The sequence below is a fragment of the Sphingosinicella soli genome (assembly GCF_014199685.1).
GTDB classification, from domain to species: domain Bacteria; phylum Pseudomonadota; class Alphaproteobacteria; order Sphingomonadales; family Sphingomonadaceae; genus Sphingosinicella; species Sphingosinicella soli.
The window spans coordinates 51,088-64,466 of the sequence record NZ_JACHNZ010000023.1; the positions used below are offsets into that span (position 1 = coordinate 51,088).

At 60.1% G+C, this 13,379-nt stretch carries 9 protein-coding genes and 1 pseudogene; 9 read left to right on the plus strand and 1 reads right to left on the minus strand.

The window, feature by feature from the left end:
* Positions 1-2: 2 nt before the first annotated feature.
* The 8 genes from GGQ98_RS10975 (at position 3) to GGQ98_RS11010 (ending at position 12,160) form a co-directional block, all read left to right on the plus strand.
* Entirely contained in the window at positions 3-1,151 is a 1,149-nt protein-coding gene (locus GGQ98_RS10975) for an acyl-CoA dehydrogenase family protein (protein WP_184069394.1), read from the plus strand.
* Entirely contained in the window at positions 1,148-2,416 is a 1,269-nt protein-coding gene (locus GGQ98_RS10980) for an acyl-CoA dehydrogenase family protein (protein WP_184069396.1), read from the plus strand. Before GGQ98_RS10975 ends, GGQ98_RS10980 begins: the two co-directional genes overlap by 4 nt.
* A 47-nt stretch (positions 2,417-2,463) precedes the next feature.
* The gene (locus GGQ98_RS10985) at positions 2,464-3,936 is read left to right on the plus strand and encodes an aldehyde dehydrogenase (protein ID WP_184069399.1); all 1,473 of its coding nucleotides are present in this window, start codon (positions 2,464-2,466) and stop codon (positions 3,934-3,936) included.
* 59 nt (positions 3,937-3,995) lie between these two features.
* Positions 3,996-4,940, plus strand: coding sequence for a LysR substrate-binding domain-containing protein (locus GGQ98_RS10990; RefSeq protein ID WP_184069401.1), 945 nt, complete (start codon positions 3,996-3,998; stop codon positions 4,938-4,940).
* 421 nt (positions 4,941-5,361) lie between these two features.
* The gene (locus GGQ98_RS10995) at positions 5,362-7,767 is read left to right on the plus strand and encodes a TonB-dependent receptor (RefSeq protein ID WP_184069403.1); all 2,406 of its coding nucleotides are present in this window, start codon (positions 5,362-5,364) and stop codon (positions 7,765-7,767) included.
* Positions 7,768-7,874: 107 nt separating this feature from the next.
* A complete protein-coding gene (locus tag GGQ98_RS11000; RefSeq protein ID WP_184069405.1) occupies positions 7,875-9,689 on the plus strand; it encodes a flavin-containing monooxygenase in 1,815 nt (604 codons plus the stop codon).
* 204 nt (positions 9,690-9,893) lie between these two features.
* Positions 9,894-10,994: a hypothetical protein gene (locus tag GGQ98_RS11005; RefSeq protein ID WP_184069407.1), complete on the plus strand. Its 1,101-nt coding sequence runs from the start codon at positions 9,894-9,896 to the stop codon at positions 10,992-10,994.
* Positions 10,995-11,164: 170 nt separating this feature from the next.
* A complete protein-coding gene (locus GGQ98_RS11010; RefSeq protein WP_184069409.1) occupies positions 11,165-12,160 on the plus strand; it encodes an alpha/beta hydrolase in 996 nt (331 codons plus the stop codon).
* Between the two features lie 29 nt (positions 12,161-12,189).
* Here GGQ98_RS11010 and GGQ98_RS18400 read toward each other — a convergent pair.
* Positions 12,190-12,318, minus strand: a pseudogene (locus tag GGQ98_RS18400) (IS630 family transposase); the annotation flags it as partial.
* 319 nt (positions 12,319-12,637) lie between these two features.
* On the opposite strand from GGQ98_RS18400, the gene GGQ98_RS11020 reads away from it, so the two are divergent.
* Positions 12,638-13,345 (plus strand): serine hydrolase, encoded by a 708-nt coding sequence (locus GGQ98_RS11020; protein WP_184069411.1) that lies wholly within the window; start codon positions 12,638-12,640, stop codon positions 13,343-13,345.
* Positions 13,346-13,379: the final 34 nt, after the last annotated feature.

The window sequence follows — 13,379 nt, forward strand, 5'->3', positions numbered from 1 at the left end:
CCATGCAATATTCATTCACGACTGAGCAGAACGAGTTCCGCGGTGTTCTCCGCCGCTTCTTCGAGCAGAGCTCGCCGCCCCCCGTCGTACGGCGGCTAATGGAAACAGAGGCTGGCTGGGACCGGGCACTTTGGCGTGACCTGAATGCCCAGCTTGGTCTTTGCGGCGTGCATGTGCCGGAGGCGTATGGCGGAATGGGCTTCGGCTTTGTCGAGCTTGGCATCGTCCTTGAGGAGATGGGACGTGCTTTGCTCTGCGCGCCTTTCTTCAGCTCCGCAGTTTTGGCGACGAACGCGATCCTGAACGGTGCCGACGAGGCGCAGAAGGCAGCCCTGCTGCCGGGTCTGGTTTCCGGCGACACGGTGGCGGCTTTGGCCATCACTGAGCCGGATGGTAACTGGGATCCGGGTGCGGTCGCGACGACGGCCCGGCAGGCCGATGGACGCTACCGGCTGTCGGGAGTGAAGAGTTTCGTCATTGATGGTCACAGTGCGGATCTTCTCATCGTTTTGGCGCGCTTGCCAGGCAGCAAAGGCGAAGAGGGCTTGTCGCTGTTCGTCGTCCGAGGTGACGCCGAGGGGATGAGGCGCACGGCGCTGCAAACTCTGGATCCCACCCGCAAGCTCGCAAGGATTGAATTCGATGGCGCAGAGGCGGAATTGCTCGGTAAACCCGGAGAGGCTGCGGGGCCGATTGCAAGGACGCTCGCGCAGGCTGCCGCCATGCTGGCAAATGAAATGGTGGGCGGGGCAGAGAGGCTCCGCGAGTCTGCGCTAGACTACGCCAACCTGCGCGTACAGTTCGGGCGGCCGGTCAGCTCATTCCAGGCGATGAAGCACAAGCAGGCTGACATGCTGGTGGATTTGGAGCTCGCCAAATCGGCCGCTTATCAAGCCGCTCAGGCGGTTGCGGATGATCAGCCGGATTTCCCGGCGGTCGCCTCCCTTGCGAAAGCGTCGGCTTCCGATGTCTACCTGCAGACCGCCATCCACACCATTCAGATCCATGGGGGCATCGGCTTCACGTGGGAGAATGACACACACCTCTGGTTCAAGCGTGCCAAGAGCTCGGAGGTTCTCCTTGGCGATGCAGTCTGGCACCGGGAGGCCATGATGCGCGCTTGGGTTGATGGTGGGAGGGAAGTCCAATGACCGCGTCGATGGAAGCCGCAGTGCGCGCAGAGATCAAGGATTGGCTGGCCGCCGAATGGGACCCGAACCTGAACCTCGTTGAGTGGCGCAAGAGGTTGGTGAGTTCCGGATGGGGTGCCCCCACTTGGCCGGCCACCCTTTTCGGTCGCGGCCTTGACCCGGCGTTGGCATCAATCGTGGAGGAGGAGATGCGCCGCGTCGGCGCAGTGGGCGTCGCAAGGTCTGGTGCGCGGAATCTGGCGATCCAGACCCTGCTGGCTTACGGTTCCGAGGCTCAGAAGCACGCTTTCCTCGGCCCGACGCTGACGGGTCAATACAGCTGGTGTCAGCTGTTCAGCGAGCCGAGCAGCGGTTCTGACCTTGCGGGCGCGGTGACGCGCGCCGACCTGAAGGACGGGCGGTGGATCGCCAACGGGCAAAAGGTCTGGACGACGAGTGCTGACCACGCGGATTGGGGCTTGCTCCTCGCGAGGACGGACTGGGATGTGCCCAAACACAAGGGGCTTTCGTTCTTTCTCATCGACATGCGCCAGCCCGGCATCGAAGTGCGGCCGCTCCGGCAGATGAACGGCTACGCATCCTTCAACGAAGTGTTCCTGACCGACGCCGAGGTCGCGCCTGAACACCTCGTCGGCGAACTCGGCGGCGGATGGGCCGTGGCGACGACCACGCTGATGCACGAGCGCAGCCATGGAGATCCCTCAGCCGCAAAGCCCACTGAGGCCGGCGGCCGCCAAGGGCGCGTCTACGACGAGGAACGCGAAGAGATCGCGATCGCGACAGAGCCTTATGGGTGGTATCCACAACGCGCCGGGCGGGTCGATCTCGTCCTCGAGCGCGCGCGAGAAACCGGAAAGATCAATGACCCCGTTGTTCGCGAAGAGATCGCAAAACTGCTGGTTCTCGATCGTAGCGCCAAATGGACCGCGCTCAGAGCGCGCGCCGATTTGGCGCCGGGTGAAGGTCTTGGACCTACAGGGTCGCTGATCAAGCTGGTCGCCAGCCATGTGGCGCGCAGCGCTGCCAGGGTGCACACCCTGATCTCCGGCGCGGATGCGATGCTGGCAGGTGCGGACGCACCCCGAGACGGAGTGATTGCGGAAATATTGGTTTCGGTCCCGGCCGTTTCGATTGCGGGCGGCACGGACGAGATTCAGCGCAACATCATTGCAGAGAGGATTCTCCGTATGCCTAAGGAGGGCAACCTTGATGCAAATCGTCCGTTCCGGGAAGTTCTGAAGAACCCCGTGCCGGGAACGAGGTAAGCACCTGATCTTCTATGGAAGATTTGCCAATGGAAGTGGAGCAAGTGATGTCGGCCATTCCCCCCATCGAGTATCCGGACCAATTCTTCATTGGCGGTAAATGGGTGAAGCCGTCCGGCACCACAAAGTTCGACGTGTTCAATTCAGCCACCGAGGAACTGTTCGTCAGCGTCGCCGAGGCGCAGGCGCCGGATATGAGCGCGGCGGTTGCGGCTGCGCGTCACGCCTTTGACCATGGCCCCTGGCCGCGAATGACGCACGGCGAACGCGCGAGGTACTTGAAGCGCATCGCCGACGAGTTGGCCTTGCGGGCCGATGACCAGGCAAACACGTGGGTCATCGAGTCGGGCGTGACGCTGGCGATCGCGCGCGGGAGAGCCGCTTCCGTTGCCGGTGTCTGGGAGTATTACGCGGGGCTGGCCGAGACGTTCCCTTTCCAGGAAGTACACGAGCCGGCCGCCGCGAAGGTGGGGCTGCTCGTGCGCGAGCCGGTCGGCGTAGTGGCTGCGATCATCCCGTGGAATGGACCCCTGCTGATGCTGGCCTACAAGTGCGCGCCGGCTCTCCTTGCCGGCTGCACCGTCATCGTAAAGGGCTCGCCCGAGGCGCCGGGGGCCGCATATTTGTTCGCCGAAGTGTGCGAGAAGATCGGTTTACCGCCTGGCGTGGTCAACATCGTGATCGCCGACCGGGAAGTCTCCGAGCTTCTGGTCCGCAACCCGGATGTCGACAAGGTGACGTTCACGGGCTCGACTGCTGCTGGCCGCCGGATCGCCTCCATCTGCGGTGAGCGGATCGCCCGCTGCACCTTGGAACTCGGCGGGAAGTCTGCAGCGATCATTCTGGACGACTATGACGTTGAGCAGGCGGCAAGAACCATCTCCGGCATGTCTACGTTCCTGACCGGCCAGGTCTGCTCCTCGCTGACACGGATCATCGTCGATCGCCGGCGGCACGATGATCTGGTCGATGCGCTCAGCGCCTGCTTCTCCACGGTGAAAATCGGAGACCCGTTTGATCTGACCACGCAGCTCGGCCCGCTGGCGACGGGGCAGCAGCGGGATCGCGTCGAAACCTACATCCAACTGGGGCAGGACGAAGGCGCCACGCTCGCGGCTGGGGGCAGGCGCCCAGCGCACCTGAACCGCGGCTATTTCATCGAACCGACGGTGTTCTCGAACGTCGAGAACAGCTCGCGTCTTGCGCAAGAAGAGATTTTCGGCCCGGTCCTGGCCGTGATTCCAGCCGATGGTGAAGAGGCTGCGATCCAGATCGCCAATGACACGATTTACGGCTTGAACAACTCGGTTTTCACCAACGATATCAACCGGGCATACCAAACGGCGCGGCGGCTCCGCTCGGGAACGGTGGGCCACAATTCCGTTCGTTCGGATTTCGGGATTGCGTTTGGCGGTTTCAAGCAATCGGGCCTCGGACGGGAGGGTGGACGCGAGGGGCTGCTGCCTTTCCTCGAAGCCAAGACTTTGCTCATGGATGCGATGCCGAACGAGGGGGGTTGACGGGAGCGCCGCGTGCCGATCATCGTGTCTCGCGGGAAGAACGGTCGCCGGAGGTAGGAATGGGAGAAAGATCGCTTCCGGTGCGCGGTATTGCCGTTTTCGAAGCTGCGGCGCGTGCGGTCAGCTTTCATGCGGCTGCCCAAGAACTGAATTTGACACCGTCCGCTGTAAGTCACCAAATCCGGCTGCTCGAAGAAACTCTCGGCGTCCGGCTTTTCGAGCGCGTGGGACGTGGTGTGACCCTGACGGCCGAAGGTGCTGACTACGCGCTCTCCGTTCGGGTCAGCATGCAACGGCTGCGGATCGCCACGAACCAGATCAGGGCACGCGCGAAGGCGGGCGGCGCTCTGGAGGTCGTCAGGATTGAGCTTCCGCCCTCGCTGGCTCACTGCTGGCTGTTGCCTCGCTTGGCGGAACTGATCGCGCAGCACCCGGGCCTGGATATCCGGGTCAATGCGCAGGGATCTCCTGTTCAGAGAGATCGATCGCCCTTGCCCCCTTTGACCGACGCACCAGCGGATCTTCAGATTGTTTACGGCGACGACAAGCTCTGGTCCGATAGAGCTTCGCGTATGCTGACAGAAGACTTCCAGCCGGTTTGCGCGCCTGCACTCCTCGCACAAGGGCGCATGAAGTCTCCCGACCAACTGCTTGAACACACGCTCTTGAGTACCTCCCTGAACCCGGTGACATGGGAGGAATGGTTGAACTGGCAGGGTATCGCGCCCGACAGAAGCTCAATCAGCACCTTGCAGATGGATCCCTCCCACCTCGCGATTGAAGCTGCGGTCCGCAGTATGGGCGTCATCCTCGAGAGCAGTATCCTCGTTGAGCGTCAACTGCTCACCGGAACCCTCGTCGCCCCGTTCCCGGACCTCAGCCGGCCAGGGCTCTCCTATTGGCTGTTCGCGCCGTCGCAAGGAAAACCCGGCTCCGCTGTTGATGCGGTTGCCGAGTGGCTGCAGGACAGTGCGGCGCGAAAAGATTCCTATTCGATCAGCTGACGATTTTTTAGAGAGTTCCGCCCGTCAGTTTAAAGTTGCGGCGATCCGACACCCGTCGCGAGTCAAGCCTGTGGCAGCCGCAGGTGCAATCATGCCTGAGTGATCGTGAGCGCATACGAAAATAGGGCGACCGTCGGCGTCTGCAAACCACTGAGAGATCAGGCGGAACGGACCAGATACATGCGACATGCCTCTTGAACTTCAACTTCGCACTCAAGAAATCTGGGAAGGCGGACGGCACTCCGGTCCAGGCGCGACTGAAATGCTATTCATCAATGGCGAGCAATTATATTCGCTTGTGCCACAACCACAAACTAGCCGAACTTACGACCAGTGAGAAACTCACAGAGTTTAAGCGCGGCCCGAAGAAAACAGCAAATCCAGTTTGGGCCACCTTCATCCAAGCAAGGGGGGTAGAAAAATGATGCATCCGTTCACCGTCACAACCGGTATTGCCGCAGCAGCGGCCACAGACGAGGATGGTCCCACGCGCCGGCAAGGCACCATCTCCCAGCGCGCGTTGCTCATTGCCGGCGTTGCCGGCGCTGGCTTGCTGACGAGCATTTCATGCATGGCCGCCGAGGCCCAGGCCGCTCCCGTCCAGACTGTCGAGACCGCTGAAAATCTCGTCGAGATCGTCGTCACCGCGAACAAGCGGGACGCGACGACGGTGCTCAAGGCGCCGACCTCGATCCAGGCCATTTCAGGCGAGACGCTGCAGAAGCAGGGCGTCATCGGCTTCATGGACGTGGCGGGAAAGATACCCGGCCTCGCCGTCCAGGACCTTGGCCCCGGCGACCGCAAATATGTCATCCGCGGGATCAGCTCGACCGGTGCTTCGACGACCGGCGTCTACTATGACGAGGCAGTGATCAGCGGCTCGAACGCCAATGACGGCGGCGGATTCCAGTCCGATATCCGCCTCTACGATCTGGATCGCATCGAGGTTCTGCGCGGGCCGCAAGGCACGCTCTACGGCGCCGGCTCGATGAGCGGCACGATCCGTTTCATCACCAAAAAACCCGATCTCAACGAATTCGGCGGCTATCTGAGCGGCGAAGTCTCCAGTACCAGCCACGGCGGCACCAACTACAACGCCAACGGCGCCATCAACCTTCCTGTCGTCTCCGATAAGGTGGCCCTGCGTCTGGTCGGCTGGGGTATCGACGACAGCGGCTTTGTCGATCAAATCCGTGTCGGCGCCGGCTTGAACAATCCGCTTGGCCTCGTTCGCAATGTCAACAATGACAATGTCCTTGGCGGTCGCGCCCTTCTGCGCATCCAGCCCAGCAGCGACCTTACGATCGACGCTTCGTACACGCGCCAGCATGCGACAACGAACGGCTCGTCGCGATACACGCCGGAAGGCATTACGGCCTTCGATGTGCCGGGGGCCCCCAGCATCCAGGGTTGTGATCTGTGCAACACGGACGTCGGCTGGACACCTCGCAAGGACAAGCTTGAAGTGTTTAGCCTGACGGCGAGTTACACGACCTCGTTCGGCACTTTCACGGCCACGACCAATCAGTTCAACCGAAATCATGACTACAATATCGACAATACGGCGATCCTGACGAGCTTCGGAGTTCCGCTTCCCGTCGTGACCTTTGAAACGGTCACGCGTAAGGTGAACTCGAGCGAACTCCGCTTCGCTTCGGACTTCGATTTTCCTGTCAATTTCGTGATCGGCGGCTTCCGCCAGCGCGAAACCTCGGACCTGGATATCGGTATGCTCGCCATCAATGGCGAGGGGCGGCCGATAGGCCGGTTCAGTCCGCTGAATTCTCAGGATGCGCTGCTGAACCCAGGCGTCGGCAGCACCGTTTTCGGTCGAACGGATTACCGCTCGGGAACCCAGTATGCGGCGTTCGGCGAGGCGACCTGGAATGTTACCGATAAGCTGAAGCTGATGGGCGGCCTCCGCTACTTTACGGAGACGCTGAACGGCGTCCAGCAGAACACCCACCTCGTCGGCGGCTTTCCCGAAGGCGTCGAAAGCCAGGCCCCTGTCGTAAACGACGAGCAAACCAACGATAAACTCACCATCAAGCTGAACGCCAGCTACACGTTCAACGAGGCCCTGCTCGTATATGCGACGGCTTCCCAGGGTTTCCGTTCCGGCGGTCTCAATCCGCCCAGCGTCTTCGGGCCCATTCCTCCCTCCTTCGGGCCCGACACGCTTTGGAACTATGAAATCGGCACCAAAGGTCGATTGTTCGATCGTCTTCTGGAATATCAGGTCAACGCCTATTGGATCGATTGGCAGGATATCCAGGTGCAGGAAGTGACCCAGGTTGCGGCGCTCCACTACATCGGCAACGCCGGCAATGCGGTTTCGAAAGGCATCGAGTTCGAGTTGACGGCTCGGCCGGTCCAGTATCTGACGATGAACCTCGCGGGATCCTTTCAGGACGCCTATCTGACGGAAGGCGCGACCCCGGCCGAGTTGGCGGAAAATCCCACCCGAGGGGTGACGGGCGACAAGCTGCCGGATGTACCGCGGGTCCAGTATTCGCTCGGCCTGGACTACACGGCTCCCCTGCCGTTTGACGGCGACTGGGCAGGCACCTTGGCGGCGGACATCAGCTACCAAGGCAAGCGCAACGCCTATTTCGAAGCGAATCCGTTCAACATCGAGCTGAAATCCTACACCCTTATCAATCTGCGTGCCGGGATATCGAACGAGCTTTGGCGCGCGACATTGTTCGTGCGTAACCTCACCAACAAGCGGGCGCAGGTCTCCGCGATCAATTCGAACCAGGATCCGCACGCGCTCATCACGGTCCGCCCGCGTACGTTCGGGCTGACGGTCACGCGCAACTTCTAGAACGCGCGGGACTGCTGCGAGGAAGAGAAGCGACAATCTGGCAGCCGGAGTTCCGAAGCGCGAGCGTTTTCGGAGCTCCGGCGAACCAATAGTCTAGGAAGAATGAAATGAGTGCGTCGGGCTCAACTGTGATCGATCCTCAGAAGCTGAAAGAAAAATATGCGGAGGAGCGCGACAAGCGGCTAAACTCTGCGGCCGGGCGGAAGTATGCGCTTGCGAAGGATCACGAGAGCAGCCTGACCGAGGATCTGTGGCGCAAACGCCAGAATGACCGGGCCCCGCGTAACGAAGAAATCGACGTTCTTGTGGTCGGCGGCGGCATGTCCGGCATCATGACCGCCACGCGGCTGATCCAGAACGGCGTGACGGACCTTCGCTTGATCGAACGCGGCGCGGAATTCGGAGGCACCTGGTACTGGAACCAGTATCCCGGAGCTGCGTGCGACAGCGAATCCCACATCTACCTGCCGTTCCTCGACGATACCGGCTACGTGCCGTCGCAGAAATATACCGGCCAGCCGGAAATTCAGGCGTACCTGAAGCAACTTGCTTCCTTCGGGGGCGTCACGCCGCGAGCATTGTTCAACACCAAGGCGCAATCACTTGACTGGGATGAGGATAGCCAGCGCTGGATCGTAAGAACCGATGTGGGCGATGAATTCCGTGCGCGTTTCATCGCACTTTGCGCCGGAAGCTTTCTGCAGCCGAAGCTGCCAGCGATAGAGGGTATTGAGACCTTCAAAGGTCACATGTTCCTGAATTCGCGCTGGGACTATGAGTATACCGGTGGCTCACCTGGCTACCCCCAGATGACGAAACTGCGCGACAAACGCGTGGGCGTCATCGGAACGGGCTGTTCCGCCGTCCAGTCGATTCCGCATCTTGCCCAATGGGCAAAGGAATTATACGTTTTTCAGCGTACCCCTTCGATGGTCAATTACCGCGCGAATGCGAAGACCGACCCCGAATGGGCCAAGTCGCTCGAGCCGGGCTGGCAGGAAAAGCGCATGGACAATTTCGAGGTCTGCCTGCTCACGCCTGCCGAAGCCGCGGAGGATCTCGTTGCCGACGCGTGGACGGAGATGGCGCGATCGATGACGGATCTTGAACGGGCGAAGGCGGCCGTGGGAGGAGCGGTCGCAGATGATGCAGAGCTCATGCAGGTCGCGGACTTCCTGACGATGGCGGGATACTGGGACCGGGTGGACGAGATCATCGCCGACAAAAAAACCGCCGAAGCGCTGAAGGCCTATTACTATGTGAACTGCAAGCGGCCGACATTCCACGACGAGTATCTTCCGGCGTTCAACCGGCCGAACGTGACGTTGGTGGATACGCAAGGGAAAGGGGTCGAGCGGATTGCACCGGAGGGCGTCGTCGTCGGCGGCGAGCTGTTTGAACTCGATTGCGTCATATTCGCGACGGGATTCGAGGTGTTCACGCACACCTACGTGACCGGAGAATATACGGTGACGGGCGCCGGAGGGCAGTCGTTGCAGGACAAGTGGAGCAAGCAATTCGGCACACTCCATGGCATGCTCACGCATGGTTTCCCGAACATGGTTCTGGTCGGCCACATGCGCGACGGAGGCGGGACGACCAACTCGAATTTTCCGTTTCACTACCAGTCCACTCACGTCGCGAAAATCATCAAGAGGACGATCGATTCCGGCGCCTCGAGTTTCGACGTGACCAAGGAGGCCGAAGACGGCTGGCGGCGCGCGATGAGGGAGAAGATGCCGCCGATCCAGCAATTTCTGGCCGATTGCACGCCCGGCTACCTGAACAATGACGGCAACGTGGACGATTCCACTTTGCGACTGACGATCTACGGTGGCGGTTCGCTGGAATATGCAGACATACTGAAGGATTGGCACGCGGGAGAGGGGTTCGAACGCGATCTGCACCTGGTCGGAAAATAAGATCGGAAGCCTTTCTGAACCATCGTTCGGCGCACTGCAGCTTGGGCCCCGAAGGTGTGTCCATCGAGCGCGAGGCACGACGGCTCGAAACTCATTCGTCGACTTGAAAGGGCCTTGTGTCGTGCGCTCATCCCGACGACAAGATTGCATCGCCTTTGGTGGTGCCGGACTGAAATTCAGTCGGACGTGATCGGATAATATTATATGTTCGCCAACTTGGTCCGCGTCATACTGGTCCCATCGGCAGTCTTCCTGTCCGTGTTGTTCGGAGGTTCGTTCGGATCGGGACGCGAAGTCGTCGAGTTCATGAGCGATAACGGCCCTGCCGGCGGATTCATTTCGATCGCGATCATCGCCGCAGTCTATTCGACCTGCCTGTTCCTCAGCTTCGAGCTTTCTCGGCTGTATAAAGCTTACGAGTATCGCGGCTTTTGCAAGCTCCTCCTGGGACGCGGTTGGGTCATATACGAACTGTTCATCACGCTTGCCGTGATCGTCGCTTTGGCGATCTGCGCATCGTCGTCGGGCGAGGTTCTGAACTCACGCTTTGGCTTTCCGACGCTTTTCGGCGGCTTCCTGTTGCTACTGCTCGTGGCTGCACTCAATTATGGCGGGCGCGACATTGTCGAGCGTTCGATGGTTGTCAGCGTGCTTGCGCTGGCGGCGCTATTGATTGTGCTGCTGGCCATTGTCCTCGCAACCAGGAGCGATGCCATAGCGAGCGCGTTCGAGTTCGAATCTTCGCTCTCGGGTGCCGTTCGGGACGGTTTCAAATATTCGATCACGAACGTCGGATTCATTCCACTTTTGCTCTTCTGTGGAACGCAACTGAAGAGCCGTCGCGAGACGTTGATAGCGGGCACGTTTGCCGGAGTGGCAGCGATCATGCCGGCCATCGTCTTTCACCTTACATTCCTCGCGGACTATCCGAACGTGCTTGGTCAGACCCTGCCCACTTACGTCATGATCGAAGCGCTGACTCCCGCACTGTTTCTCGACGCCTACGTACTCGTGCTGTTCGTTTTGATCGTGCAGACCGGTGTCGGGATGCTGCAGGGCGCTATCGAGCGCATCGATAGCTGGAGGAAGGAGAGTACAGGCGCCGGGCTGGGCAAGCTTGGTCATGCCGGCTTCGCAAGCGCCGCAGTTCTGGCCAGTGCGGCGCTCTCGTCGATCGGTCTGGTGAACTTGATCGCGCAGGGCTATAATTATTTGTCGATCATATTCGCCCTGATATTCGTTCTGCCGCTGTTGCTGGTGGGGATTCCCCGGATTGTCCGCGAAAGTCGAGCGAGTTCGAGCTGAGCGCTCGCGCGCCTGAAAGGTCGTCTGCACTGCCGTTAAGCGCAAATTGCTCTCGCATTTGAATGAGAAGATTTCGCCAATCGGGTCTCGCAAAATATGCTTACATCAACGGCAGGCTCAAAGCTCCGTGCTTTTCAGCACCGGGCATCGCAATATGGAGGGTGAAGGATATGCAATCCGGTTATTCGATGCAGATTCGCGGTGCGGTAGCGGTGCTGTTGCTGTGCAGCGGTGTTGTACCCGCGTTGGCGCAGCAACCCGCCATTGACGAGGATGTCGCCAGGCAGTTCGCGGAGGCCGCCAAATGTTCGCCGAGCGAGGTGACCGATCCTCAGGCTTTGCACATCAACGGGTCCAAGCCCTTCGTATATAAGCGGATCGGTGAGGCCAAGCTTCGCCTTCACGTCTTCACGCCTGCGGGACGAAAGGCGGGCGCCAGATCCCCGGCGGTTGTTTTCTTTTATGGCGGCGGATTCATCTTCGGCGATATCCGCAGATTCCAAACGCAGGCGACGCATTTGGCCCTTCGCGGCATCGTGACGGTCCTTGTCGACTACCGCGTCAAATGCAGGCACGGTTCTTCGATCTTGGACTCCATAGCAGATGCGAAATCAGCCATGCGCTGGGTGCGCGGGCATGCCGACGAATTCGGTATCGACTCCTCGAGAATCGCCGCTGCGGGAAGCTCGGCCGGGGGCCATCTGGCCGCAGCGACGGCGCTCGTTCCCGGCTTCGACGACCCCGCCGACGAGAAGATCGACGTGCGGCCTAATGCGCTCATTCTCTACAATCCCGGGCTCGACACCGGCGCACCGGCCGCCCGCGCGAGAATGGCGCTGTTACAGGGAAAAGCCGTCGCCGACCGCGGTCGCGAATTCTCGCCATTCGACCACATCGAGCGCGGTTTGCCCCCGACAATCATATTCCAAGGCACAGCTGACGTGCTTACGCCGATCGAGATTGCCGAACAGTTTTGCCTTCGCGCCGAGGCCCTGCAGTCTCAGTGCGAGTTGGTGAGCTACGACGGCGCGCCGCATGGGTTCACCGAAATCTGGATGGGTTTGGAAGACGCGTCTCTTGGAGTGAAAACCGAAGAGTGGGCAGAGGACACGATGCGTCGCACCGATGCGTTTCTTACCAAGCTAGGATGGCTGCCTCAGCGATAAACGAGCCCGGATCCGTCCACAAATGCCTAACCCCGGATCGGTGTCATGTTAGTCTTGGCCCAGGTCTCGTCGATAAACACGAAGCGCTTGAGATCAAGCCCGCCCTGTCACTTCTTACACCGCTCTCTCCTGCGCGCAATCTTCGGCCATAATTGCTCGAATTGGGCCACCAGCATGCCGTCCGCAGTTGTTGTTTTTTTGAGGTTGAGTTCGTAGAAACACCGTATTGTGGCAGCGGTCGCAACTTGACCGGATGTCTCGTTGAGCAGGTTGTCGCACTTGTGCGTCGAGGCACGGAACGATTGATCTCGACGCCGATATCAATCGCTACCTCGACTTTAAAATTCCGTCGTACAGGGGAAAGCCGCTCACGATGCGCTACCTCATGACGCATACCCCCGGCTTCGAACTCGTGATGCGGGATCTGTTCAGTTCCAAGTCCGATGGCAGGAGCTTGGAGACAAGCTGAAGCTGTGGGTGCCCGACAGGCTTTATGCACCGGGGACCACACCGACCTACTCCGCTCGACATGTCGCGTTCGAGCTTTCGCCAACCTCTGCCCGAACCGCTCGCAAGGAATCTTTCAAGGGGTATTTGCTCGGGTCGGATACGCCTTTTCCCTACGAATATACAGCCCATGTTCCGGCCGGGGCGCTAGCCTCCACCGCCACTGACATAGCCCGTTTCATGATCGCCCATCTCAACCAAGGAGCCCTGCAGGAAAACCGTATCCTGCAGGCCACGACGGCCCGCCTGATGCATACCACGCCTTATGCCATGCTGCCGCCGCTGCACGGCATGGGTTTCGGTTTTTACCAACATGATATCAATGGCCGCCGTGTGATCTTCCATGACGGCGACACCCGCTTTTTCCACAGCCAGCTCAATCTGTTCGTCGATGAGAATGTCGGCATCTTCGTGTCGGTCAACAGCACCGGTCGCGACGGTGCCGCCGACATCCTGCGCGCCGCTCTCTTCAGGACGTTCGCAGACCGGTATTTCCCGTACATGGAGGCTGATGGTCAGGTCGATTCCAAGATTGCAGCGCAGCACGCGCGAGCGATGGTCGGCCATTATGTTGTGAGCGACCGCTCTTCCTCCAACTTTCTCGCCATAAACCGCTTTAGCCCGTCTTATTCACCGGGAGCATGGGATGGGGTTGGCGGACGTGGTGTAAGTTACTGATCTGGAATAGAGAACGGGTGCTTACGCCATCCCT